The sequence below is a fragment of the Nitrosomonas sp. GH22 genome (assembly GCF_009833115.1).
Lineage (GTDB): Bacteria > Pseudomonadota > Gammaproteobacteria > Burkholderiales > Nitrosomonadaceae > Nitrosomonas > Nitrosomonas eutropha.
In genome coordinates this window covers 17,659-43,855 of sequence record NZ_QRCA01000021.1, presented here as the reverse complement: position 1 = coordinate 43,855, position 26,197 = coordinate 17,659, and the positions used below count along the sequence as shown (strand labels likewise).

The following is a 26,197-nucleotide window of genomic DNA, read 5'->3' as shown; positions in this document are numbered from 1 at the left end:
CTCTGGCACCGCACGCCATTATAACATGGCAGATCCTGTGCTCAAGAAAACTCATTTTTCAAATCGGATGAAACCGAAATCAGTCCGCTGAATTACCAATTCTGAGGTTCAACTTATCAACGTCATGTAATGTGATATGTTTGATATTAACCGTGATAAGCCCTTCCTCCTGCAGCTTGGAGAATGATCGGCTGACTGTTTCCAGCTTGAGCCCCAGATAACTGCCAATATCTTCCCTTGTTGCTCTCAAAATAAAATCCGTTGGCGAATACCCCCGTCTGGCCAGGCGGGTAGATAGGTTAAGCAAAAAAGCAGCCAGCCGTTCTTCTGCCCGCATGCTGCCCAGTAGCATCATAACCCCTCTGTCCTGCACAATTTCACGGCTCATAATCTTGTGAAGCTGACTCATCAATGAAGGAATATTTTGCCCGATTTCCTCAAGTTTTTTGAAAGGCACTTCACAGACTTCACTATCAACCAGCGCAACCGTGTCACAAGTATGCTTCTCCGGACTGATCGCATCCAGTCCCAGCAGCTCGCCTGTCATATAAAAGCCAGTCACCTGCTGGCGCCCATCCACCTTCAGCACACAAGTTTTAAAGGAGCCGTTTTTTACTGCGTAGAGTGACTTGAAATCAGATCCGGCATGCGACAAATACTCGCCTCTCCGCACCTTGAATTTATAATTAATCAGATTACCAAGATACTCTATTTCCTCATCAGTCAACCCCACCGGCAGACACAACTCTCGAAAACTGCAAGTCATACAGTCGGATTTTTGCTGCAGGACAGTGGAATTACCAGGCATTGCGCAGTTATACAAAACGACTCCCACCTTAATTTAGAGAGGAATAAAAACCAGCACTGATTTATCTAGTCACACTATTTATCAGCACATACTCCGCCAGACTCTGCGCAGAATCCCCTGTCAAATTTGGAAAAGCGGGCATCCCGATTCCTTTGCCATTCTTCACTCTTTCCATGATAGCATCCGCATTAGCCATCTCGGGCCTCAATATCATTACGTTGCCGCTTACAGGCGTATGACACTGCACACAGGCTTCCTTAAAAATCTTTTCACCTGTCGCGCCTGATAATGGCATGTAGTCATTATTTCTAGTGCAACCACCCAACGCAAACAACACAAAACCAAGCAGCATCACAGGCAAAATAGTTTTCATTTTTCCAGTATCTATCAATAATAATATTTCTAAAAACAGTCAAGCTTACAGGCAACCGGTCAAGTCTAGCATACTTACCATTCCATCGGATTAATTCCTATAAAAACATATTAAAATCAATTGATTATCTCGAATATATCAAATATGAAAACAGCATAATCGTTGCGAACAAAAAGCTTGCAATGAATCAATGAATTTCAGCCACCCCGGAAGCCTGAGTTCATCATAGTATTCATCCTAAAAATTCACACGCACTCCCGCAAGACCAGAACGCCCGGGCAATGGCGCGCGATCCTTTAAAAAGGAGGTATGTCGCCGCGCCTCTTCATTTAACAAGTTGGAGCCTCGCACGAACAGGCTGCAATTCATCTCTCCCCAGTCAAACCCGTAATCCAGCTGAATATTCAGCATCGTATAGCCGGCAGTAGCTGTTTCCAGTGAAGCGGTATCAGTCTGTTTGTATACTTGCATCACATCAACCTTCCCTCGCCAGGGGCCATAGACATAATCGAGCGCCCCACCAAAACGAAGTGGCGTTATCCGTGGCAAATATCCCCCTGTGGACAGCCGCCCACGCACGTAGTCAGTCCACAATCGCAAATCCAGTTTGCCGTGACGATCGTTTAGCAGATGAATATTCGTCTCGAATTCCGCTCCTATGAAATTTGCATTACTCTGATCGTAATTCAGTAATAACAAGCCATCCTTATCCAACGCACCCTTGATATCAACACGATCCGGCAATCTGTCACCTGTCAAATCTGATTCCCGTAAAAATATAAAATCATTGATCCGTTTAGCAAACAGGTTAAGTGTCCAGTTTAAATTCCCGTTCTGTTTGCTCAGAGACAGATCAATACTACTGGTCTTTTCCGGCGAGAGCGTAGTTTTGCCCACTTCAAATGTATTTGTGGCCAGATGCGGCCCGTTGGAATACAGCTCTTCCAATGCCGGGGCGCGCAGCGCGTAGGAAAGACTCCCGCCCAGCGAATAATCCTCCTGAAATTTCCACGTTGCACCACTCGAAATACTGAATATGTTATGACTGACTGCGACAGCGTCATTTTTACGCTCTGTCCATTGATGTTCAAAGCGCCCACCCACTTCAACAATCCAGCGTCCGACATCCAGTTTTTCCAGCAAAAACATTCCCAGTGAATCCAAGCGAGAATCGGGAACAAAGGCTTCTTCACCAGCAGTAGCAAGATTGCGGTTCTGGTATTGTAATCCCAGCACGCCCTTCCAATTGTTTAAGGGCTGGTGCAGCATCTCAAGCCGACCATCCCACTCACGATTTAACAGCAATGTTCCGCTCCCATCATCTCCCGATTCCCGATGCGCATGATCGTTATAACCCCAGCGCAGTTTTATTTTCTGCAACCCGGGCAAAGGTCGATTTAATGCTCCCTTCATATCAAAACGCGTCTGTTTTTGTCTGATTCGCGCCCCTTCTTCATGGCCCGGCGCAACATCGTCATCATGCAAATCTTCGTCATGCCCGTGATCATGTCCGGGCACACCATAGTGATTAATAAAGCGACTAACCGCAATCCCTAAAAACCCCCGTTCATCAATATAAGACAAACCACTGGAAAAATTTTCTGTCCGGACATCACTGTTCTCAAGCACACCTTTTCTCGCACTGGGCTCTGGCTCAATCTGCGCGAAACCGGGTATCGAATAATTCCCGGTGTGCCGCTTCATTCCATCCAGATGCCAGGCAAAATGTCCGCCCCCCGTATTAAGTCGGAATGCTCCCGTAAAATCATCAGCAACCGAACTGTAATGCCCATACAGATCTCCCTCCGTTTTATCAGGAATATGATCTGGTATTCGTTGATTCACGACATTCACCACCCCACCACTGGCTCCGGAGCCATAAAGCAAAGCCGAAGGCCCGCGAAAAATTTCAACCTGATCGGCAAACAATGCCTCTACTGCCACGGCATGATCAGGGCTGACCGTGGAAACATCCATCGTACCGACACCATCCTCCAGCACCCGCACCCGCGCGCCACCCAGGCCGCGGATTATCGGGCGACCGACTGCCGGCCCGAAATCACTGCTGGACACACCCAACTCCTGAGAAACTGCCTCACCAATGTTACGTAAATCATGTGTTTGAATACGTTCTCGTTGCAAAATTGATACAGGCTTGGGTATATCTGCCTGAGTTCCACTTAAAGGATCAGCCGTCACCACGATAGGTTTAAGTGATATGGACTCAGTTGCTGCAGACCCAAATACCATACCATTGGACACCTCCGATACATCCCGGGCGCAAGCACAAAACGAAATCAACAGCCCTGCAAACATTATCAGAGCGGTTAAAGCCTTCGGCTTTCCTGAATCAAATTTGAATAAACGGAAAAGTTCGATTATGCTAGTACTCGTAAACAAAACGATGAACATAGGAGGTTTAAATGTTTAGATTTTCATTTTTAGCAATCGCATGCGCAGCCATCTTGGCGTTAAGTGCCTGCGAAGAGAAAAAAAGCCTTGACGGGCACTCAATGGAGAAACCACCTCCCTCAGCTTTCATGGAGCGTGATTCCGCCCCAGATCTCGATGCTATAGAGGAACCTGAAGGAATGGCTACCAGCTCATCTTCAGCCAAAGAAGAAAAGAGTCAACCTTAAAACTTCATAATTACAAACAGCTTACCAGCACTGTCAGCGTGGCCTGTATCATGTCATGCATAGCCTTCTTGTTTGAAAGATATGTCGCAAAATACAATGAAGGCTATGCAGGCAAAATAAAATCAGAACAAACAGCCTCTCTTGCAGGCATGCAAGATTAATCAGCCTTACCATCTATACATATACGCCATATTCTGACTCTGGCGCATATTTACCCGCCATCACAAGAAACAGCTCAATTATTTACTGGCAGCAACAAATGCTGTCCAAAAAGCACTCGTAAAAACAAGTTGCAACGCAGCCGTTAGTTCATCTGTGAGATGTATATACATAAAAGCTCCCAGTAAAAACACGACAATAGTTGCTACCCACAACACCTGTGCCCGTTAAGTAAGCTATTTTTATTATGGCTGTTTTGCTATGATGAGGAACCTTGTGATCACATATTCTTCGATGCTAAACATTGACTTGCACAGCCACTCAACCATATCCGATGGGATGTTATCACCCTCCCGATTATTGGCGCACGCTGCCTCGCGCGGTGTAAATATACTGGCATTAACAGATCATGACGATATTGCCGGGTTGAGTGAAGCCCGCCACTGTGCCCTGCAGGAAAATATCACATTAATCAACGGCGTTGAGATCTCTGTCACGTGGCACAGCCGAACTTTACACATCATAGGACTTGGAATCAACCCCGAGCATCCACCCCTGGCAGATGGACTAGAAGAAATCCGGGATGGCCGTATGGATCGGGCACAAGCAATTGCTGCACAACTGGATAAATACGGTATTCATGGCAGCCTTGAGGGGGCTCGCGCCCAGGCTGGTGAAAGCAGATTGATCGGTCGCACACACTTCGCCCGCTTCCTGGCTAGCCAGGGATACGCCAAGGACGTCAAATCCGTATTCAAGAAATTCCTGGTTAAAGGCAAGCCCGGTTATGTCTCACACGTATGGACCAGCCTGAGCGAAGCCATAGACTGGATCCGTGGCAGTGGAGGTCAGGCTGTTATTGCCCATCCAGCTCGCTACAAGCTGGGTAATAACTTGCTCGAACAATTACTCAGCGAATTTTGTGAGCTGGGAGGCACAGGAATAGAGGTTGTCTCTTCCAGCCATACGCCCGAACAAACTCGGCAATTTGCACAACTGGCTTCTCACATGAATCTATATGCGTCGTGCGGATCCGACTACCACGGCCCGGGAGAAAGTTACTTTGATCTGGGCCGGTTACCTGCATTACCGCCCGAATGTACCCCAATATGGTCAGAATGGAAAATTCCAGACATTCAGGAAAGTTAATACAGTAACCACAAATATAAGCAAGCCGGATAAACCAGATTATTATTCTCTGGAAAATTATCCTATTTCACTCGATCATGAAGCTGCTGTAATTTCCTTATATAACCGCTTAAAAAATAGCCATGGCTCAATTTTTTTCCATACACCCACAAACACCTCACTTAAGACTTATCCGCCAGGCAGCTGATATCGTTCGCGAAGGCGGCATAATTGTTTATCCGACCGATTCCTGTTATGCACTGGGTTGCCAGATCGGCAACAAGGAGGCAATGGATCGTATACGCACCATCCGAAAAGTGGGTCAGGATCATAATTTCACACTGGTGTGCCGGGATCTGGCGGAAATAGCAACGTATGCCAAAGTAGATAATGCGCAATATCGTCTGCTTAAAGCTACCACACCCGGCAGTTATACTTTTATTCTGACTGCGAGCCGCGAAGTCCCGCGCCGGCTTCAACATCCCAAGCGACATACAATCGGGCTACGCATCCCTGAGCACCCTGTCACACAGGCATTATTAGCCGAATTAAATGAACCTCTGCTGAGTTCAACACTTATCCTCCCAGAGGACGAGCTGCCACTAAATGATGCCGAAGAAATACGCCAGCGCCTGGAACATCAGGTCGAGTTAATCATGGATGCCGGCTCATGTGGCACCAACATGACTACGGTAATTGACCTGACGGAAGCAACCCCGAGAATCGCCCGCCTTGGAAAAGGAGATCTCTCACCCTTCGGAATCACAAATGGATGACATCATTCAAGGTATCGCTATTTACGCACTGCCTGTTATTTTTGCCATCACATTGCATGAGGCCGCCCACGGCTACGTTGCCCGGCATTTTGGTGATCTGACCGCAGAAAAAGCCGGGCGTATCAGCCTGAATCCGCTCAGGCACATCGATCCCTTTGGCACTATCCTGCTTCCCTTAATGATGTTCCTGGCCAGCAAACTGGTAATGGGTAACGGCCTGCTTTTTGGCTGGGCCAAACCGGTTCCTGTTAATTTCAACCAGTTACGACAGCCCAAAAAAAACATGCTGTGGGTAGCTGCCGCCGGCCCGGGCGCCAACCTGTTGATGGCTTTCTTCTGGGCAGCCATCATCAAATTCGGAATCAACGCACCTGACGGCATTTATGTCAAACCCATGATACTAATGGGTATTGCTGGTATCGAAATCAATGTGGTTTTGATGGTACTGAACCTCTTACCTCTGCCACCGCTTGATGGTGGGCGTATTGCAGTAAGTCTGCTGCCCAACAAGCTTGCCTGGAAATTTGCCCAAATTGAACCTTATGGTTTCGTAATTTTGCTGGTGCTACTCGTCAGCGGTGTCCTGGGTGTGGTGCTGTGGCCTCTAATTACAATCACCAAGCAGATGATCGTCATACTTTTTGGTCTTTATGTATAAATAGTATTTTTCTACGTTTCACCAGACACCCTTATATTTTTTCTTCGATTCCATGCTATCCGGAGCTCTGTAAAAATGTTTGTTGATCGCGTTCTCTCAGGCATGCGCCCTACAGGAAATCTACATCTGGGACATTACCATGGTGTATTGAAAAACTGGCTGGCCCTGCAACAGAAATATGAATGCCTCTTTTTTGTAGCTGATTGGCATGCATTGACGACTCATTACGACTCCCCTGAAATCATTGAGCAGCATAGCTGGAACATGGTGGTCGATTGGCTGGCAGCAGGGGTAGATCCTGCACAAGCAACCTTGTTCATTCAGTCGAAAGTCCCCGCACACGCCGAGTTATACTTATTATTATCAATGATTACCCCGCTTGGCTGGCTGGAACGTGTCCCTACTTACAAGGATCAGCAGGAAAAACTTGTTGCGAAGGATCTCAGCACCTACGGTTTTCTCGGGTATCCCCTCCTACAAAGCGCTGACATACTGGTTTACCGGGCCAATCTTGTTCCTGTAGGAGAAGACCAGGCGCCTCATTTGGAGTTTACGCGTGAGGTATCCCGCCGGTTTAACCATATCTTTGGTAAAGAACCGGATTTCGAGAACAAAGTAACGCAAGCCATCAAAAGAATGGGCTCTAAAAAAGGAAAGCTTTATGGTGAACTGCGTAACCGCTATCAGGAACAAGGTGACGAAAATGCGCTATCCGAAGCCAGATTACTGCTGAAGGGACAACAAAATCTCAGCATGGATGATCGCGAGCGGCTATCCGGCTATCTGGAAGGAAGAAGCAAGGTCATTTTGCCTGAGCCACAAACGCTATTGACCAAAGCGTCCAAAATGCCTGGTCTGGATGGCCAGAAGATGTCCAAATCGTATGGCAACACAATTGGTTTGCGCGAAGATGTGGACAGTATTGCTCGAAAAATTCGCACCATGCCGACTGATCCAGCACGCGTCCGCCGCAACGACCCTGGTAACCCGGAGAAATGCCCGGTATGGCAATTCCACCAGCTTTATTCATCAGAAGATGCCCGGAAATGGGTATGGCAAGGCTGCACAACCGCAGGGATCGGGTGCCTGGAATGTAAACAACCGATCATTCAATCAATACGGGAAGAACAGGCGCCTATTCTGGAACGTGCCAAAATGTATCAGGAAGACCCTGCTCAAGTAAAAAAAATTGTCGCCGAAGGATGTGAAAAAGCCAATCAACTGGCAGAAGAAACCATGCGGGATGTCAGAGCGGCACTGGGGATCGGGTATCCGTGATGAATGACATATCCAGACAAACCCTTGCAGACACCGGGAATATATTGGATAACGCTGCGCTGAACGACCCGATTGCAAGAGTACAAGGCATACCGCTACTGGAGATTCCACAAGATTTATACATTCCACCCGAGGCACTCCAGGTTTTTCTGGAAACCTTTGAAGGACCGCTTGATCTGCTGCTTTATCTGATCCGCAAGCATAACCTGGATATTCTTGATATCCCCATGGCCGAACTCACGCGGCAATATATCGCTTATGTTGAAACCATGCGTGCGGATCAGCTTGAGCTGGCGGCTGAGTATTTGCTCATGACTGCGTTACTGATCGATATCAAATCTCGCATGCTGCTACCGCACCCGGCCATCATTCAGGAAGAGGAAGCCGATCCCCGGGCAGAGCTGGTACAACGGCTCTTGGAATATGAACGCATCAAGCAAGCGGCTATCCACCTACATAACCTCCCGCTTGTCGGTAAAGATTTTATGTTGACCTCTGTCTGGACAGATTTCATTGCCGAAAGACAGTTCCCTGATGTCAATCCTCAGGATTTGTGTGATACCTGGCTTGCACTGACGGAACGCCTCAAACTTAACCGCAACCACACCATCCGATATGAAGCCATCTCTGTACGAGCATGCATGAGTGAAATTCTGAAAAATCTGCAGCCTCGAGGCAGTGCTTCCTTTACTGAATTATTCAGTAATATCTCCAATATTCATAAACTTGTAGCCAGTTTCCTTGCGTTGCTGGAGCTGGCCCGGGAAGCGCTGGTTGATATTGTTCAATCAGATCGCTTTGGAACAATTTATGTCCACACCTGCCATTCTGACCGAGCCAATTGAAGCGAACCTGGTTCTTTCGCTGAATGATCAGGTCGTCAGGGTTGTTGAAGCCGCATTGTTAACCACGTCTGAGCCTTTGACCATTAATGATCTCAAGAAACTCTTTGAGGGTAATATTGATAAAAAAATGCTGCATGAATCCCTGACAATCCTGGATGAGAAATGGTGTAACAGCGGAATAGAATTGGTTTTAGTTGCTGGAGGCTGGCGTTTCCAAAGCAAGCCTGAAATGCAAATTTTCCTGGATCGACTTAACCCACAAAGGCCACCCCGTTATTCGCGTGCAGTAATGGAAACATTAGCCATCATCGCCTACCGACAACCCGTCACCCGTGGAGATATTGAAGAAATCCGGGGGGTAGCGGTTTCTACACAAGTTATTAAAACCCTGGAATCACGCGGCTGGATTGAAACTATTGGGCAACGCGAGATACCGGGCAAGCCTTATCTTTATGCAACCACCCGGCATTTTCTTGATGATCTGAATTTGCAATCGCTGGAACAGCTGCCCTCCCTGGAAAATTTTAATTCCCTGAATATATCTGCAGAGGAAAAGTTAAACGATCAGAGAATAGATCAAGAGTCCGGCGAGTCCAGCATTCATGAGTCAATATAATTTTTTAACTTCTTGGAGACACGATGTATCAACATATCAAGGTACCGGCCATCGGCAGCAAAATTCAGGTAAAAAATGACTCTACCCTGATCGTACCAGATAACCCGATCATCCCTTTTATTGAGGGAGATGGTACAGGTATAGATATCACACCCGTCATGATCAAAGTGATCGATGGCGCAGTAAAAAAAGCATATGGTGATTCCCGGAAAATTTCCTGGATGGAAATTTACGCGGGTGAGAAATCGACTCGCGTCTATGGACAGGATGTCTGGCTGCCAGACGAAACCTTGCAAGCAGCAAAGGAATTTGTGGTATCCATCAAGGGGCCATTGACCACACCAGTAAGCGGTGGCATTCGGTCAATCAATGTAGCATTACGCCAACTGCTGGATCTGTATGTTTGTCTGCGCCCGGTACGGTATTTCCAAGGGGTTCCCAGCCCGGTCAAACAACCGGAGAAAGTAGATATGATCATATTTCGCGAAAACTCGGAAGATATCTATGCGGGCATCGAATGGGAAGCTGGAACAGCAGCTGTTGGAAAAGTAATTAATTTCCTGACAACAGAAATGGAAATCACCAAGATCCGATTTCCTCAATCTTCTGCGATCGGGATAAAACCGGTTTCAAAAGAAGGCAGCGAACGTTTGATCAGGAAAGCCATTCAGTATGCGATTGACCATAAACGGCGCTCTGTCACCTTGGTGCACAAAGGAAATATTATGAAATTCACAGAAGGGGCTTTCAAGAAATGGGGTTACGAACTAGCAGCAAAAGAATTTGGCGCAGAATTACTGGATGGCGGTCCGTGGATGAAACTGCGGTATGATGGTAATGAAATTACCATCAAGGATGTTATTGCTGATGCCTTCCTCCAGCAAATCTTGCTGCGTCCGGATGAATACGATGTTATCGCCACACTTAATTTAAATGGTGACTATATTTCTGACGCTCTGGCTGCACAGGTGGGTGGTATCGGAATCGCTCCCGGAGCAAATTTGAGCGACAGCATAGCGATATTTGAGGCGACACACGGCACAGCACCAAAGTACGCTGGCAAGGATCAAGTCAATCCAGGATCAATCATCCTGTCAGCAGAAATGATGCTCAGATACATTAACTGGCACGAAGCAGCCGATATCATTATCAGCTCAATGGAGAAAACGATACAAGACAAAATCATGACCTATGATCTGGCAAGACTTACACCGAATGCCAGGCAGGCCACTTCTTCAGAATTTGGGAGTGCAATGATACAAAGAATGTAATAGAACTTATTAGACTGATATTCTCTGTAACATTTACTTCAGTCAGCTTATTTCAGAAATCAACCCCCGGCCTGGCATTATAAAAACTTCAGGCCGGGGGAAAACTAACCCGAAAGGTCGGCTCTTACACCGTCAGAATCAGGGAGCTTGAATATTTGAAGCTTGCTTGCCTTTTGGTCCTTGCGTAACTTCAAAGCTTACTTTTTGGCCTTCCTTCAGGGTCTTGAAGCCTGACATATTGATTGCGGAAAAATGCGCGAATAAATCCTCGCTGCCGTCATCCGGTGTAATAAAACCAAATCCTTTAGAATCATTAAACCATTTTACTGTGCCTGTTGCCATTTCTACTTCCTATAAAAAACTGGGCCGGATACCCTGATACTATTTGAATTTCAAGACCGCAAACGGCTCTAACCAGTACTGCAGAAAACTTGAAGCCAAACGCCGGTTGCAGTTTTACGCAAAATATGTCCCAAGTCAAGCAAAGATATGATGTTGATGCTACAAATTTTCACTTATGAAATGAGACAAATAACTACCTGACTAATCACTCAAGGAAGGCAGGAACTTTGTCGTAATCGACCCAGATGATTCCGGGAAACAAGGTAGCTATAAGCACCGGAAAGATCGGGTTAGCGGTTAGAATACAGAAGTCAGTACTGATTAAATATTTTTCTTATAAAATACCAGACCCAGAACATCGAAAACGTAAGCCATGGCAGCAAATAACCGAAATCCTGAAAGTGTTATCGAAAAAGGCAAGACCAGATTGACCCCCCCGCCTTTATATAAGGTAATACTGATTAATGATGATTTTACCCCCATGGATTTCGTGGTAAAGGTGTTGCGCCATTTTTTCTTCATGGATGAAGAAATGGCAACCCGAATTATGTTGAAAATTCACACTGAAGGTGCAGGAATATGTGGAACTTATCCTGGCGATATTGCAGCCACAAAAGTACAACAGGTCAATGAATTCTCAAAACAAAATCAGCATCCACTCATGTGTGTGATGGAGAAGGAATAATATGATTGCGCAAGAATTGGAAGTAAGTTTGCATATGGCTTTCGTCGAGTCACGACAAAAACGTCACGAATTCATTACGGTTGAACACCTGCTACTGGCTCTGCTAGATAATCCCAGCGCTATAAAAGTGTTGCTTGCCTGTACAGTTGATATCGAGGATTTGCGCAAGTCCCTGCAGGATCATATTGCCCGCCATACACCAGTAGTAGAAGGATCTGGGGATGTTGACACCCAGCCTACTCTGGGCTTTCAGCGGGTCATCCAAAGAGCGATTCTCCATGTCCAATCCTCCGGCAAAAAAGAAGTCACCGGTGCTAACGTCCTGGTCGCAATTTTTGGCGAGAAAGATTCACACGCAGTTTATTTTTTACAGCAGAAAGGCGCAACACGACTGGATGTGGTGAATTATATTTCCCACAAGATAGACAAGACAGCACAGAACAGCGAATCTGAAAAAAATGAGGACAGTACTGACAGCGAGCAACGGGATTCAGGCAGCCCGCTGGAAAGCTACACCATCAATCTGAACAGCCAGGCAGCTGCTAACCGAATAGATCCTCTGATTGGACGTGAAAAAGAGGTTGAACGAGTCATTCAGACATTATGTCGTCGCCGCAAAAACAACCCGCTGCTGGTTGGTGAGGCTGGTGTAGGAAAAACTGCCATTGCCGAAGGGCTGGCCAGAAGAATTACTGAAAATCGAGTACCGGATGTACTTGCCAATCATCAGGTCTATGCCCTGGACATGGGGGCGTTACTGGCCGGAACAAAATATCGGGGCGATTTTGAACAGCGGCTGAAGGCGGTATTAAAACAGCTCACTGACAACCCCAAAGCAATTCTGTTCATCGACGAAATTCATACTCTGATCGGTGCTGGTGCTGCATCGGGCGGTACGCTGGATGCATCCAATCTGCTCAAACCCGCACTCAGCTCCGGACAGCTTAAATGTATCGGGGCCACTACCTACAACGAATATCGTGGCATTTTTGAGAAGGATCACGCCTTGTCTCGCCGCTTCCAGAAAATTGATATCTCTGAACCTGATATCAGCGAAACCGTGGAGATTCTGCGCGGGCTAAAATCCCGCTACGAAAAACATCATAATGTTAGATACACTGAAGTCGCGCTAACAGCAGCCGCAGAATTGTCCGCACGTTTCATTAATGATCGTCACTTACCAGACAAGGCAATTGATGTCATCGATGAAGCCGGCGCTGCCCAGCGAGTGCTCCCCAAATCCAGACAGCGGAAAATTATCGGCAAACAGGAAATCGAGCATGTTATTGCTGGAATAGCGCGGATACCGCCACAGAATGTTTCCAATGATGACCGCAATAAACTGAAAACACTGGATCGTGACCTCAAGGCCATCGTTTTCGGGCAGGATGCAGCAATTGATGCGCTCACTGCTGCCATTAAAATGGCACGCAGTGGACTGGGAAATACCGGCAAGCCTATTGGTTCCTTCCTGTTTTCCGGACCAACCGGCGTAGGAAAAACTGAAGTGGCACGTCAGCTTGCCTATATACTCGGAATCCCTCTGCATCGCTTTGATATGTCCGAATACATGGAACGCCATGCGGTTTCAAGACTGGTCGGTGCACCGCCGGGCTACGTTGGATTCGATCAGGGAGGCCTGCTGACTGAAACGATCATCAAACAACCACACGCTGTACTGCTATTTGATGAGATTGAAAAAGCACACCCTGATATCTTCAACGTCATGCTCCAGATCATGGATTATGGAACATTAACGGATAACAATGGGCGCAAGGCTGATTTTCGTAACGTGATCATCATCATGACGACTAACGCGGGTGCCGATACGCTCACCAAGACAGTAATTGGATTTACCAAACACGCAAAATCCGGAGATGAAATGATTGAAATCAAACGGCTGTTCACGCCCGAGTTTCGTAACCGGCTGGACGCTATTATCTCGTTTGCACCACTGGGAGAAGCCATTATATTGCGCGTTGTTGACAAGTTCCTGATAGAGCTCGAAGCACAACTGCAAGAAAAGAAAGTGGATGTTACATTCACCGACAACCTGCGCAGTCATCTTGCCAGCCATGGATTTGACCCGCTAATGGGTGCTCGCCCCATGGCTCGGCTTATTCAAGATATTATCCGCCGGGCACTTGCTGATGAATTGTTATTCGGGCAACTGGTTAACGGTGGCAAGGTAACCGTAGATATTGGTGAAGACGGCAAAGCTGTTCTCACATTTGAAAATAAGGAAAATGTAGCTGCACCCATCCCATCTTGAAAACCAAAAGAATAAAATGAACCTTCGGATACGCTTCCGTACATTCTTCATTGCACTTCTTATTTTCGTATACCCCCTGACTGCTGATGCAGACGCCACGTATAAGTGGCGTCTGGCCATGTCTTGGCCGGAAGGAACGCCGATACTGCACAATGCGGCCAGGCGTTTCGCTGAAAATGTCGAAAAAATGTCAGGGGGGCGGATGCACATTACTGTCGATGCACCTGGCCGACACAAATCTGCTCTGGGAATTTTTGATTTTGTGCGCATCGGTGCATACGAAATGGGCCACACTGCTTCCTACTACTATAAAGGCAAAGATCCGACCACCACATTCTTCACGACAACGCCGTTCGGCATGACCCCCACCGAGATGAACGCCTGGTATTACTACGGTGGCGGACTGGAATTGCTGCATAAGATCTATGCCCGGCACAACATTGTTGCTTTCCCGGCCGGAAACACGCACATTCAGATGGGAGGATGGTTTAGAAACGAAATTCACTCACTGAAAGATCTGCAAGGGCTAAAGATGCGCATTCCCGGACATGCCGGCGAGGTGGTAGAAAAAGTCGGCATGAAACCTGTCAACATCCCGCCTGGTGAACTCTATACAGCATTGGAACGCCGCACAATTGATGCCGTCGAATGGCTGGGTCCCGCCAATGATGAAAAAATGGGCTTTCAGCAAATAGCTCCCTACTATTACACTGGATGGCACGAACCGGGCGCTGAACTTCATCTTCTCATCAATAAGGAAAAGTTTGATGCGCTGCCTGAAGATCTGCGCACCATCATCGCAGTCGCTGCCAAGGAAGCCTCACTTGATATGCTGTCCGAGTCCTTTTACCGCAATGCCCTTGTCTGGGGAAGAATGCGTGAGGAACATGGCATTCATATTCGCACTTTTCCTGACGATGTACTCCAGGCTTTCAAAAAGGCCAACGATGAACTGCTGCAGCAGGTTGCTAACAAATCACCGGTTGCCCGTGAAGTCATTGAAAGTCAGCGAGTGTTCCTGACCAAGGCAAAAGAATGGAGCAAAATCACCGATCAAAACTATCTGGAGTTACGTTAATTCCGACTTTAAAAATACTTTCCCGGAATGAAACAGTCTGCTGCATGCAGCTATCAACTTGACTCTGATCATTTAATACACAACCTGATACCTATGGCGGATTTTCGACAGGAATTTATTGATTTTGCTCTTCGGTATAACGTCTTGCGTTTTGGCAATTTCAAAACCAAGGCAGGTCGCCCCTCTCCTTATTTCTTCAATGCCGGCTTGTTCAATGATGGCCAATCGCTGCAACAACTGGGGCAGTTCTACGCTCAGGCCATTCTTGCTTCTGAGATCCACTTTGATGCCCTGTTTGGCCCTGCCTATAAAGGCATTCCACTAGTCAGTACTGTTGTTATTGCCCTTGCCAAAGCTGGGTATAACCATCCTTTCAGCTTCAATCGCAAAGAAACCAAGGATCATGGCGAAGGTGGCAATATCGTAGGTGCTCCGCTGGTCGGGCGTATCTTGATTGTCGATGATGTCATATCGGCAGGCCTGTCTGTCAGTGAATCTGTCACCATGATTCGCGCAGCCAGCGCCACACCATGCGGCATCATGGTTGCGCTGGATCGTATGGAAAAAGGCAAAAATGAATGCTCCACTTTGCAAGAAATCAGAAACCAATACGACATCCCGGTCATTTCCCTGGTCACACTGGATGATATCGTCGCTTATTTACACACCCGGCACGATCTTACCTGCCATATTCCAGCAATAGAAACCTATCGCGCACGCTACGGCGCAAAAATATCGGTTAGCTCCGGACAGTAGCAGCAACAACGCTGCGGACAGGTACATATCACACGTCATTCCATCACTATTCTTAGCCTGGTTACATCTTTTGTTTAGCTGTTATTTTCCCCACTTCCGATCAAGTTAAAAATATTTGCTGGCTTTTCCAGGAAATCTGATTACAATACAAAACGGAGAGAACGATCAGTCTACTTTTATAGGGAATTCCAGTCATGATAAAAAACATTATTGGTCGTCTGATTCGAAAGAACACCACTGCCCCGACAATCCGTGAGCCAGGCAACGCGCTGTTTATCCCATCAAGACGCCGATTCTTGTGTACCTGCGGCTGTGGAATGTTCTATGTCACTGCTGCTGGCGCCGGATTGCTGGCTGCTGCGACGCGCACCGAAGCCGCTGCGGGCGGCACGGTCATTCGTGTCGGACATCTACCAGCAGGCTGCGTCTCTCATCTGCTGTTGGCAAAAGTAAGAGGAAAGTTTACCAAAGCAGGGTTGAATGTTGTTCTGACGCAATTCAACAGCCCCGGTGATGCCATGCAATCGCTGATCGCCAATAATCTTGAGATAATACACAGCCCGTGGACCATGACAGCAGCCGCCTACACCGCTGGCACTACCGACCTGCGCATTATTGGCGGCTCCGGTCAGGCTGGCATCGAGCTGGTTGCACGCAATGGCTCGGTCAGATCTGTGGAAGAATTTATCGATGCAGCAGGTAAAGGGCTGCGTGTGGGGACCTTGCGGCTGGATACGCTAGAGCTGGTTGGATACGGCACCATGTCACAACATGGTAAATCCTATGACGACTACCACATGACCTTCTTTCCGAGCATGATCGGCATGGGAGAAGCCATTGCCAACAAGGCGCTGGATGTCTGCACCTTGGCGCAACCTTATGCTGAGCATGTTGTCGCTGAACAAGGGGCAGTTTATTTGACTGATTCCAACTCAGTATGGGGACCTGAAGCGGCAGACTGTGTTGTCACCACCAGAACCCGCACTATTGATCGCCAGCAGGATGTGTTGAGAACCTACCTCCTGGTTCTGCAAGAATCTGCCCGAGCCTTTGCTGAGGATTATGAAACAGTACTGGATGATTTACAGCCTATCTATGGTGTACCACGACCGATATTATCCGTTGCGCTCAAACGCCAGTTCCCCAATCCGGTCATCAGCCAGACGGGGGTTAACGGCCTGCGTCAGGGAGCAAAATATCTGACCGAACTGGGTTATCTGAAGCCGGATGTCATTGATACCGTTCTGGATCTGCAATACCAGCCGGCCTGACGCCATGAAACCTCATGTTTCAGAAAAATCTGGTCACCAGCTCACGCTAACTGGCCGGGTTAGCCAACTGCTTTTTAAATCAAATTTCCTGTGGTTTTGTCTGGCCTGGTTGCTGATCATTCTATCCTGGGAGCTTGGTTCCTGGCTGGAATGGTTAAATCCGCAAATTCTGCCCCCTCCTAGTGAAACTATTCCGTATGCCTTTTCCGGCAACATCACCATCGGGTTCGGTCAGCAGAAAACCGGGTTGTTTGAGTCTACTACCATCACGCTGGGGCGCGTGGGTGCCGGTATGCTGATCGGCCTCCTGGTTTCATCCTGCCTCGCTATCATGGTGATTGAGCTGCCCATTTTGCGACGATTGATCTTGCCCCTTGTCCAGTCGCTTGCACCTATCGCACCGGTGGCCTGGATCCCTTTCACCATCGTTGTTATTGGTATTGGTGGCCCAGCCGCTGTATTCATCGTATTCATGGCAGTACTCGGAACCATGACGCTCTCGCTAATTGCCGCACTAGATAGCATCCCGGATGAATATCTGAAAATCGCCCATAATTTGGGTACCTCACGCATCCGTATGTGGTGGTATATACGGCTGCCCGCCATCATCCCCAGCACAATGACAGCCATTCGCATGTCGTTCTTCGGTGCCTGGATGGCTGTTCTGGCAGGAGAAATGGCTGGCCTCAACTCCGGCCTGGGGTACATGATCATCATGGCGCAGCAGATGTACAACATGAAATTAGTCATGGTCGGCATTCTCGCCATTGGCTTCATTGGTTTTGCCATTGATCGCCTGTTATTGCTGATCAATGCCAGACTATTGCAATGGGTGCAGTAAATCCATGAACACAATACCTTCTTCCTCATCCGGCGCTCGGCTAGAATTCAGTAACATCCGTAAATCCTTCAGCGATACTGTTTCTGTAGAAGCAGATAGGCTCATCATAGAACCGGGCAGTCTGACTGTACTCCTCGGCCGCAGTGGTTGCGGCAAAACAACCCTGCTCAACCTCGCTGCCGGACTGGATTTTCCAGATCAGGGCAACGTCAGCTACGATAATCAGGTACTGCAAGGCCCGGCCCCTTCGACTGCGCTAATTTTTCAGACTCATAATCTGTTTCCATGGATGACAGCGGAAGAGAATGTTGCTTTCCCGTTGCGTAACCAAGGTATGGTAAGGGTGGAAGCACTGGAACACGCAAAGCAATATCTCAAACAAGTTGGGTTGGAATCTTTTGCCGGCCACAAGCCTTCACAATTATCTGGCGGCATGCGTCAGCGTATCACCCTGGCGCGGACCATCGCCACCAAACCTCGGTTGCTACTACTGGACGAACCCTTCTCCGCACTGGATATGCAAACTCGCCGCATGATGCAACGCTACCTGCTGCGTGTCTGGAGTGATTCTGCCGCCACCATACTGATGATCACCCATGATCTGCACGAAGCACTCATGCTGGCAGATCGTATCGCGCTCATGGCCTCATCTCCCAATGGCCATATTGCAGAAATTCTGGATATTGAACTTGATCGTCCCCGCAATCCAGAAAACCAGTCCTTCCGCGTTATCCAGCAACAACTTGACCGCTTCCTGGAACACGAAACCCTCCTGGCAGAACATGCCCCCATCCTCGAAGCAACTGATCAGACAAACCATCTGTAAAACAGTAAAGGCATAAGATCGCCAGGGTTCTCCCCCTACGCTGCACTCACATCTCGACGAACAACCGAGTTAATATGTAACATCTGACATTGCAGCAGAAGGAGGATGAAGTATATGAAGACACCTCGTTTACTGATGCCCTACTTGAGAGATCTGCCCGCTGATCTGCTGCCACTGGTCGAACAGATTGCAAGCTTGGCAATGGATTTACGTTGGACATGGAGTCATGCCGGAGATGCAATGTGGAAGATCATGGATCCGCAGCTGTGGGAGCAAAGTGAAAATCCTTTCGTTGTTCTGCAAAATCTGTCGTATGAACGCTTGCAGACACTGAACCAAAACAAGGAATTCAGGCAATATCTTGATCACCTGGTCAAAGCACGCAACGATTACTGCAGTTATGGCGGATGGTTCGGTGAGGTGCATGGCGACGTCAAATTGCGAGGAGTTGCCTATTTCAGTATGGAATACGGTCTGGGCAAGGCCTTGCCACTATATGCCGGTGGCCTGGGTGTGCTGGCGGGTGACTATCTCAAGGCAGCCAGTGATCTGGCTATCCCGATAACTGCAATTGGCCTGCTGTATCAGGAAGGTTATTTTCGGCAGATGCTGGATACCAGCGGCTGGCAGCTGGAAATCTATCCATATAATGATTCCAGCAGCCTGCCTTTGCGCCCCCTCCTGGCCCATAACGGCACCTGGCTATCCATTCCAATCGAATTGCCCGGACGAACAGTACAACTGCATGTCTGGGTAGCACAGGTGGGGCGAATCAACCTGTATTTGCTCGACAGCAATAACCCTCTGAACAATGCACTTGATCGCGGCATTACCGGCAAGCTGTACGGTGGTGGGGAGGAAGTCAGACTGATACAGGAAATTGTGCTGGGGATTGGTGGCTGGCGGCTCATCGAAACATTGGAGCTGGCAATTGATATCTGTCACCTGAATGAAGGCCATGCTGCATTCGTTACACTGGAGCGTGCCCGCTGTTTTGCGCAGAAAAGACAGATAGATTTCCAGGAAGCGCTCTGGGCAACACGGCCTGGCAATCTGTTTACTACTCATACCCCGGTGGCAGCTGGTTTTGATACCTTTCCGCGCGAACTGGTCATGAAATACAGCCAGCCCTATGTCAAAGACCCGGGAATGCCATTGGAAGAGTTGATGGCGTTCGGGCGTAGCAACCGGCAAGATGAGAGCGAGCCTTTCAACATGGCTTATCTGGCAGCACGCACCTGCGGCAGGATCAACGGTGTCAGCCGACTCCATGGCCAGGTCAGCCGAAATATTTTTCAGAAACTGTACCCCCGCTGGCCCGAACGCGAAGTACCGGTTACGCATGTCACCAATGGCGTACATGTTCCATCGTGGGATTCTCCCTGGGCAGATAAAATCTGGACGCTTTTTTGTGGCAAAGGTCGCTGGCTGGGTTCAGAAGAAGCACTCGCCGCTGAAATACGCAAACTGGATGACACGACGCTCTGGACTTTGTGCGGCCAGGAGCGCGCCGATCTGATACGCTACGTCCGGCAGCGGATGCAGGTACTACTGGGACAAAGGGGAGCAGATATGGAAGCCGTCAATCAGGTTGACCGGATTCTGGATCCCAATGTGCTGACGCTTGGATTTGCACGGCGCTTCACTGCTTACAAACGCCCCAACCTGCTGTTGCACGACCGCGAACGCCTTGCCAGACTGCTGACACGAGTAGATCGGCCAGTGCAGCTGGTGGTAGCCGGTAAGGCTCACCCCGCTGATAATGAAGGCAAGCGCTTCATCCAGGAATGGGCACAGTTCTCCAGCCGCCCGGATGTGCGTAATCATGTTGTATTTCTCGAAGATTATGACATTGCACTGGCGCAGGAAATGGTGCAGGGAGTAGATGTCTGGATCAACACCCCGCGCCGGCCGTGGGAGGCCAGCGGCACCAGCGGCATGAAAGTACTAGCCAACGGCGGATTGAATCTTTCGGAACTAGACGGCTGGTGGGCCGAGGCCTACACTCCTGAAACCGGTTGGGCACTGGGTGATGGCCATGAACACCACGAACCGGGCTGGGATGCAGTAGAGGCAGAACAGCTTTATCACTTGCTGGAAAAAGAAATCGTACCGATGTTTTACGACCGCGATGCCAGCGGCATTCCCGGAACCTGGGTAGCCCGTATGCGCGCCAGCATGGCACATCTTGCTCCGCAGTTCAGCAGCAACCGCATGGTGCGTGAATATGTCGAGCAACTGTATCTTCCCGCAGCGGCCACCTTTCAGCATCGAACAACCCCTGGAAGCTCTGCCGCGCAGGAATTGCGCCAATGGGATGAACAACTGAAAAAAAGCTGGCACGAGATACACTGGGGAAACCTGATCATATCCAGAGATCAGGAAGACTGGGTATTTGAAGTGCCGGTTTATCTGGGAGGTGTATCACCTGAATTCGTACAGATTCAGCTCTATGCTGATCCGGTTGCTGAGGAGCCTCCTGTTTGCGAAACAATGCAGCGTGGTGACGAGATACCGGGAGCTATCAATGGATATCTGTATAAATCCCGGTTAAATACCGACCGTGTTCATACCGATTTCACGCCACGCTGCGTGCCGTATCATCCCGATGCCCATATCCCGATTGAAAGCCACCTGATTCATTGGTGGATCGGAATAATGGCTCCATAAAAGCATTAATCCCGGATTTTCATCAGATTCTGGCAACGCAAGGAACACTTTCAAAATTGACAAGGTTGCTCAACGTAACTACTTCGCAGGGAAGAGAGCTTCTCCATTGGGATAAAAAATACAGATTAATCACTACCACGCCACTATCACTCTCCCGGAATTACCCATTACAAATACCCCAGCGGCATAGCACGCCCCTCCCTGCCCAGAGTATGGAAATAGCCCGCGATTAGGTGATTATTTACGTGATCAAATCCTCTGGAGATTATCCATAATGCGCTGGTATTAATTAATATCCACGCAGGAGAAATCATGAGCGAAGCGACTGCAGCGGCCGGCACGGGCAATAAAAGTAAACTGATCCTATTCATCCTGATCGGATTACTGTTTACTGGGGCAGGCATCGGCGGGACTTGGTATTTTATGAAAAAACAGCATGAAGAGGCGGGATCAGAAGCTGTAGTCGAAAAGAAAAAACCGGCAGCTTTTGTCAAGATCGAATCTTTTACCGTCAACCTGCAGCCAGAAGAAAGGGAATCTCACTATCTGCAGGTGGAACTATCCCTCAAAGTAAACGAAACCGCAGTAATCACGGTTATCGAAAACAGCAAACCTGAAATCCGCAATCAGATTCTGTTGCTGCTATCCAGTAAAAAACCCTCTGAAATCAATACATTGGATGGAAAGCAGAAACTCAGCCAAGATATCATTCAGGCGATCCGATCAAAGATTGGATCTGAAGCCCTGCAAAATGACATTCTGGATGTTTTGTTCACCTCTTTCATTATTCAGTAAACCCTGCGCGCCATGGCCGAGAATTTTCTCACTCAGGATGAAGTTGATGCGCTACTGAATTTTGATAACAGTAACAAGCATCAGCAAGCAGCCCAGAAGGAAAACGGGGTTACCTATCCGGGCGGTATCCGTCCTTACGACATGGCCACCCAGGAGCGGATTGTGCGGGGACGCATGCCCGCTCTGGAAATTATCAATGCACGCTTTGCCAATTCTCTGCAGATTGGGCTCTACAATTTTTTACGCCGGGGGGTAGATATTTCCGCTGGCTCAATAAAAACCATCAAATACAGCGAATTCACCCGTTCGCTGGTCGTGCCTGCAAATATCAACATGGTCAGCATGAAACCATTGCGCGGCACTGCACTGATCACCATTGATCCGAACCTGATATTTCTGATCGTGGACAATATGTTCGGTGGAGATGGTCGTTTTCATACCCGAGTGGAAGGACGTGAGTTCACCCTGACCGAACAGGGCATTATCCGACGCTTGCTGGATGTTTTATTCGAAAACTACGAGAAAGCCTGGAAATCTGTCTACCCGGTCAGATTTGAATACATCCGTGCGGAAATGAATCCGCAATTTGCCAATATTGCGACACCAACCGATGTTGTTGTTGCAAGCTCGTTTGAGCTCAATCTGGGCGGTAATCGTGGAGAGTTCTACATCTGCACCCCCTACACCATGCTGGAGCCAATACGTGATCTGCTCAACAACAGCATGCAGGAAGATCATGCAGAAGTTGATAATAACTGGATCAAGTCGCTAACCAGACAGGTACAAGGCGCAGAAATAGAAATTATTGCTAATCTCGGCCATACCCGGGTGACGTTACACCAGATCCTCAACATGCAGGAAGGCGATGTCATCGCACTCGATATTCCGGACACAGTAGTTGCTATGGCAAATGGTGTACCGATCATGGATTGTCATTACGGCATTCTCAACGATCACTATGCACTTAAAGTCAAGACTGTACGAACCCCAACTGAAACTGACTGATAATTAAAATCAAACATCGGAGCAGAACATGAATGAACCGATATCAACCGAACCACAAACCGAACAGGATGACTGGGCCGCCGCCATGGCGGAACAACAGGCTGCTGAAACTTATTCGGTTATCGACGAAGCTAGCGAATCATCAGCCAGCGCATCGGCCCATATACCAGACGAGGATCTGACAAAGCCATCTTCTGTTTTCGAGCAGTTTTCCAGGAATAATGTGCTGAACGATACCCGCAACGATATCGATATGATTCTGGATATTCCGGTGCAACTGACAGTTGAGTTGGGTCGCACCCGAATCGCCATTAAAAATCTGCTGCAACTGGCACAAGGCTCCGTCATTGAGCTGGATGGCATGGCGGGCGAACCAATGGATGTGCTGGTCAATGGCTGCCTGATTGCCCAAGGTGAAGTCGTTGTCGTCAATGAAAAATTTGGCATTCGCCTGACAGACATCATCACTCCCAGTGAACGCATCCGCAAACTGAACCGCTAGCCCACCTCTGGATTGATTCCATACCCATGCCACGCATAATTGTCCAGATTGGCAGCATACTGTGGTTACCCCAACAGGTGCTTGCTGAATCCGTGCGAAATCAGGGCTTTACCCCGCCCTCCCCGGTAATTTCCAGCGAGAATATGCTGCAACTATCGGCAGGATTGTTCATTGTGCTAGCATTTATTGCACTAATTGCCTGGTTGTTCAAGAAAATAGGACTTAATCCTGCCAATCGGACAGGTCTGCTAAAAATTATCTCGTCCGCCAGTGTCGGCCAGAAAGAAAGAGTAGTGATTGCAGAGATTGATGATATCTGGCTAGTGCTAGGTGTCGCACCAGGTCAGGTCAACTTGTTGCACCAGATGCACAAAAAACCCTCTCCATCTACTGAAACAGCTGAGCCTCCCTCTGGCAACGGTTTTACAGAGAAGTTGCAGGCCAATCTGGGGCAAGACCATGAGCAATAAAAACCTGCTATGCAAACGAATCGTTATCCGGCAACACTCCATCGGTTGCATCATTCTGCTACTGGTAGTGGGTATCAGCCCGGTATTTGCCCAGAAAGCAGGACTTCCGGCCATCACCAGCACACCAGCGGCAGGGGGAGGTACTACCTATTCCCTCAGCCTGCAAACTCTGCTGCTGCTGACTTCGATGACATTTTTGCCTGCTACTGTCCTGATGATGTCCAGCTTCACTCGCATTATCATCGTTTTGTCATTGTTGCGACAGGCGCTGGGTACGCAGTCATCTCCTCCCAATCAGGTGCTGGTTGGTTTGGCACTGTTTTTGTCTTTCTTTATTATGTCGCCGGTCATTGACAAAATGTATACGGAAGCATATCTGCCTTTCTCTGAAGACAAGATCAGTATTATCGAAGCAATGGACAAGGCAAGCGATCCACTCAAGATCTTCATGCTACGCCAGACACGCGAAACAGATATTGCACTGTTCGCCCGGATTTCCGGGAGCGAGGAAATCGAAAGCCCGGATCAGGTACCAATGAAAATCCTGGTACCTGCCTACATCACCAGCGAGCTAAAGACAGCTTTTCAAATCGGATTTATCGTCTTTATCCCTTTTCTGATCATTGATATGGTTGTTGCCAGCACACTGATGGCAATGGGAATGATGATGCTGTCGCCAATGATTATCTCTCTACCGTTCAAGCTGATGCTGTTTGTACTGGTGGATGGCTGGCATCTGCTGATTGGTTCACTCACCCAGAGTTTCTATACCTGATAAGGAGATCGCCACATGAGCCCAGAACAGGCAATGACTATCGGCCGACAGGCGTTAGAAATTACATTCACAATCGCTGCACCTTTATTGCTGGCAGCGTTGGTGACAGGTCTGGCCATCAGTATCTTCCAGGCTGCCACACAGATCAATGAAATGACTTTGTCATTCATTCCTAAACTGCTGGCTATCTTCCTTACCCTAGCGCTGGCTGGCCCCTGGATGTTACAAATCATACTTGACTACATTGAAAGGCTTTACACCAGTATTCCCTGGATTATCAACGGTGGATAGACCGTTACAAATACACGGAACGGCAGCTCTCTGGTCACGTTTCTTCACAGCTTGAGAAATCACCTTTAACAGCGTTCAAAAACAGGTTATCGATCCATGTTCAGCATCACCACCGAGCAACTGAACGGCTGGCTGATTATCCTGATCTGGCCACTGGCCAGAATTCTCGCACTCATGACTGCCACCCCACTGCTAGGCAGTAGCAGTATCCCAATCCAGGTCAAACTGGGGCTGGCTGTACTACTGACTATTCTGATTGCCCCTCTGCTGCCCCCGCTACCTCAGATTGACCCAGGCTCCGGCGTGGGTCCCATTGTCTTGCTGCAACAGATTATTATCGGGCTGGCGATGGGTTTCTCCATACGCATTGTTTTTACTGCAGTAGAAATGGCGGGAGAAATTACGGGGTTGCAGATGGGGCTCGGTTTTGCAACTTTCTTTGATCCGCAGCAATCCGGCCAGGTTCAGCTGGTCGGCCGTTTCTACGGACTACTTGCTACACTCTTGTTTCTGGCCATCGATGGGCATTTGCAGGTTATTGCTGTGCTCGCACAGAGTTTCACCATCTTGCCAATCGGTGCAGATGGGATGAATGTTACTTCATTCACAACTCTTGTTAACTGGGGCGCTGAAATTTTCACATTGGGATTACATCTGGCCCTGCCAGTTCTGGCAGCTTTGCTGATCACCAATCTTGCACTGGGCATCCTGACACGCGCTGCGCCGCAATTGAATATTTTTGCAGTTGGATTTCCATTGACGCTGGGAATCGGCCTGCTGGTCATGTCATGGGCCTTGCCTTATTTTACTCCTGTGCTTACGCAAATGTTTCAGGAAAGCTTTTCCATCATGCGTTCACTCGCCGGTGGAAGTGTCAATGTAACCGGCATACCATAAACCCGGTTCCGGAAAGCTATTTACGCTATGGCTTATCTGTGGCGCTCACATTCTTTTAATTAACCAGGCTTTTCACCCCCTTTTTAGCCGATTGCCATGCCACAGTGATTGATAAGGTAAGCGCCGCTCCCACATTTTTCTCGATAAACGGTACCCGCCATGCTATTCAA

27 protein-coding genes are annotated in these 26,197 nt (G+C 48.4%); 23 read left to right on the top strand and 4 right to left on the bottom strand.

What is annotated here, in order from left to right; genetic code table 11:
- Window positions 1-79: 79 nt before the first annotated feature.
- The 3 genes from ABF86_RS07780 to ABF86_RS07770 all read right to left on the bottom strand — a co-directional run bounded on the left by ABF86_RS07780 (window position 80) and on the right by ABF86_RS07770 (window position 3,431).
- Window positions 80-766, bottom strand: a complete 687-nt coding sequence (locus ABF86_RS07780) for a helix-turn-helix domain-containing protein (protein ID WP_240142269.1) — start codon at window positions 764-766, stop codon at window positions 80-82.
- A gap of 103 nt (window positions 767-869) precedes the next feature.
- Window positions 870-1,181, bottom strand: coding sequence for a cytochrome c (locus ABF86_RS07775; protein WP_011635057.1), 312 nt, complete (start codon window positions 1,179-1,181; stop codon window positions 870-872).
- A 237-nt stretch (window positions 1,182-1,418) separates the two neighbouring features.
- Complete coding sequence (locus ABF86_RS07770; RefSeq protein WP_074455722.1) at window positions 1,419-3,431, bottom strand: TonB-dependent receptor; 2,013 nt, start codon at window positions 3,429-3,431, stop codon at window positions 1,419-1,421.
- Between the two features lie 173 nt (window positions 3,432-3,604).
- On the opposite strand from ABF86_RS07770, the gene ABF86_RS12440 reads away from it, so the two are divergent.
- From ABF86_RS12440 to icd, 8 genes are all read left to right on the top strand, one after another.
- Window positions 3,605-3,820, top strand: coding sequence for a hypothetical protein (locus ABF86_RS12440; protein ID WP_041353562.1), 216 nt, complete (start codon window positions 3,605-3,607; stop codon window positions 3,818-3,820).
- 453 nt (window positions 3,821-4,273) lie between these two features.
- The gene (locus ABF86_RS07765; protein ID WP_164502684.1) at window positions 4,274-5,128 is read left to right on the top strand and encodes a 3',5'-nucleoside bisphosphate phosphatase; all 855 of its coding nucleotides are present in this window, start codon (window positions 4,274-4,276) and stop codon (window positions 5,126-5,128) included.
- 122 nt (window positions 5,129-5,250) lie between these two features.
- Window positions 5,251-5,883, top strand: a complete 633-nt coding sequence (locus tag ABF86_RS07760) for an L-threonylcarbamoyladenylate synthase (protein ID WP_011635060.1) — start codon at window positions 5,251-5,253, stop codon at window positions 5,881-5,883.
- Window positions 5,876-6,541 carry a site-2 protease family protein gene (locus ABF86_RS07755; protein ID WP_011635061.1) on the top strand — a complete coding sequence of 222 codons (666 nt, stop codon included), beginning with the start codon at window positions 5,876-5,878 and terminating at the stop codon, window positions 6,539-6,541. The genes ABF86_RS07760 and ABF86_RS07755 overlap by 8 nt, the downstream gene beginning before the upstream one ends.
- A 75-nt stretch (window positions 6,542-6,616) precedes the next feature.
- Window positions 6,617-7,819: a tryptophan--tRNA ligase gene (locus tag ABF86_RS07750; protein ID WP_011635062.1), complete on the top strand. Its 1,203-nt coding sequence runs from the start codon at window positions 6,617-6,619 to the stop codon at window positions 7,817-7,819.
- A complete protein-coding gene (locus ABF86_RS07745) occupies window positions 7,819-8,664 on the top strand; it encodes a segregation/condensation protein A (protein ID WP_011635063.1) in 846 nt (281 codons plus the stop codon). The genes ABF86_RS07750 and ABF86_RS07745 overlap by 1 nt, the downstream gene beginning before the upstream one ends.
- Window positions 8,630-9,280, top strand: a complete 651-nt coding sequence (gene scpB / locus ABF86_RS07740) for an SMC-Scp complex subunit ScpB (protein WP_011635064.1) — start codon at window positions 8,630-8,632, stop codon at window positions 9,278-9,280. Before ABF86_RS07745 ends, scpB begins: the two co-directional genes overlap by 35 nt.
- A 23-nt stretch (window positions 9,281-9,303) precedes the next feature.
- Window positions 9,304-10,551 carry an NADP-dependent isocitrate dehydrogenase gene (gene icd / locus ABF86_RS07735; RefSeq protein ID WP_011635065.1) on the top strand — a complete coding sequence of 416 codons (1,248 nt, stop codon included), beginning with the start codon at window positions 9,304-9,306 and terminating at the stop codon, window positions 10,549-10,551.
- A 138-nt stretch (window positions 10,552-10,689) separates the two neighbouring features.
- Here the strand turns inward: icd and ABF86_RS07730 are convergent, their stop codons facing one another.
- Entirely contained in the window at window positions 10,690-10,893 is a 204-nt protein-coding gene (locus ABF86_RS07730; RefSeq protein ID WP_011635066.1) for a cold-shock protein, read from the bottom strand.
- 373 nt (window positions 10,894-11,266) lie between these two features.
- On the opposite strand from ABF86_RS07730, the gene clpS reads away from it, so the two are divergent.
- The 15 genes from clpS (at window position 11,267) to fliR (ending at window position 26,027) form a co-directional block, all read left to right on the top strand.
- A complete protein-coding gene (clpS, locus tag ABF86_RS07725) occupies window positions 11,267-11,578 on the top strand; it encodes an ATP-dependent Clp protease adapter ClpS (RefSeq protein ID WP_011635067.1) in 312 nt (103 codons plus the stop codon).
- Between the two features lies 1 nt (window position 11,579).
- A complete protein-coding gene (gene clpA / locus ABF86_RS07720) occupies window positions 11,580-13,850 on the top strand; it encodes an ATP-dependent Clp protease ATP-binding subunit ClpA (RefSeq protein WP_011635068.1) in 2,271 nt (756 codons plus the stop codon).
- A 16-nt stretch (window positions 13,851-13,866) separates the two neighbouring features.
- The gene (locus ABF86_RS07715) at window positions 13,867-14,928 is read left to right on the top strand and encodes an ABC transporter substrate-binding protein (RefSeq protein WP_011635069.1); all 1,062 of its coding nucleotides are present in this window, start codon (window positions 13,867-13,869) and stop codon (window positions 14,926-14,928) included.
- Between the two features lie 93 nt (window positions 14,929-15,021).
- Window positions 15,022-15,684, top strand: coding sequence for an orotate phosphoribosyltransferase (pyrE, locus tag ABF86_RS07710; RefSeq protein ID WP_041353563.1), 663 nt, complete (start codon window positions 15,022-15,024; stop codon window positions 15,682-15,684).
- Between the two features lie 194 nt (window positions 15,685-15,878).
- A complete protein-coding gene (locus tag ABF86_RS07705; protein WP_011635071.1) occupies window positions 15,879-16,955 on the top strand; it encodes an ABC transporter substrate-binding protein in 1,077 nt (358 codons plus the stop codon).
- Between the two features lie 4 nt (window positions 16,956-16,959).
- On the top strand, window positions 16,960-17,796 hold the full coding sequence (locus tag ABF86_RS07700) for an ABC transporter permease (protein ID WP_011635072.1): 837 nt from the start codon (window positions 16,960-16,962) through the stop codon (window positions 17,794-17,796).
- A gap of 4 nt (window positions 17,797-17,800) precedes the next feature.
- Window positions 17,801-18,622: an ABC transporter ATP-binding protein gene (locus tag ABF86_RS07695; RefSeq protein WP_011635073.1), complete on the top strand. Its 822-nt coding sequence runs from the start codon at window positions 17,801-17,803 to the stop codon at window positions 18,620-18,622.
- 114 nt (window positions 18,623-18,736) lie between these two features.
- Window positions 18,737-21,292: an alpha-glucan family phosphorylase gene (gene glgP / locus ABF86_RS07690; protein ID WP_011635074.1), complete on the top strand. Its 2,556-nt coding sequence runs from the start codon at window positions 18,737-18,739 to the stop codon at window positions 21,290-21,292.
- Window positions 21,293-21,604: 312 nt separating this feature from the next.
- Entirely contained in the window at window positions 21,605-22,087 is a 483-nt protein-coding gene (gene fliL / locus ABF86_RS07685) for a flagellar basal body-associated protein FliL (protein WP_011635075.1), read from the top strand.
- Between the two features lie 12 nt (window positions 22,088-22,099).
- Window positions 22,100-23,092: a flagellar motor switch protein FliM gene (fliM, locus tag ABF86_RS07680; RefSeq protein ID WP_011635076.1), complete on the top strand. Its 993-nt coding sequence runs from the start codon at window positions 22,100-22,102 to the stop codon at window positions 23,090-23,092.
- A 28-nt stretch (window positions 23,093-23,120) separates the two neighbouring features.
- A complete protein-coding gene (gene fliN / locus ABF86_RS07675) occupies window positions 23,121-23,594 on the top strand; it encodes a flagellar motor switch protein FliN (protein ID WP_011635077.1) in 474 nt (157 codons plus the stop codon).
- Between the two features lie 26 nt (window positions 23,595-23,620).
- Window positions 23,621-24,064, top strand: coding sequence for a flagellar biosynthetic protein FliO (gene fliO / locus ABF86_RS07670; RefSeq protein WP_011635078.1), 444 nt, complete (start codon window positions 23,621-23,623; stop codon window positions 24,062-24,064).
- Window positions 24,054-24,839 (top strand): flagellar type III secretion system pore protein FliP, encoded by a 786-nt coding sequence (gene fliP, locus ABF86_RS07665; RefSeq protein ID WP_011635079.1) that lies wholly within the window; start codon window positions 24,054-24,056, stop codon window positions 24,837-24,839. Before fliO ends, fliP begins: the two co-directional genes overlap by 11 nt.
- Before the next feature lie 15 nt (window positions 24,840-24,854).
- A complete protein-coding gene (fliQ, locus tag ABF86_RS07660; RefSeq protein ID WP_011635080.1) occupies window positions 24,855-25,130 on the top strand; it encodes a flagellar biosynthesis protein FliQ in 276 nt (91 codons plus the stop codon).
- 96 nt (window positions 25,131-25,226) lie between these two features.
- A complete protein-coding gene (gene fliR, locus ABF86_RS07655; RefSeq protein WP_011635081.1) occupies window positions 25,227-26,027 on the top strand; it encodes a flagellar biosynthetic protein FliR in 801 nt (266 codons plus the stop codon).
- The last annotated feature ends 170 nt before the right edge of the window (window positions 26,028-26,197 follow it).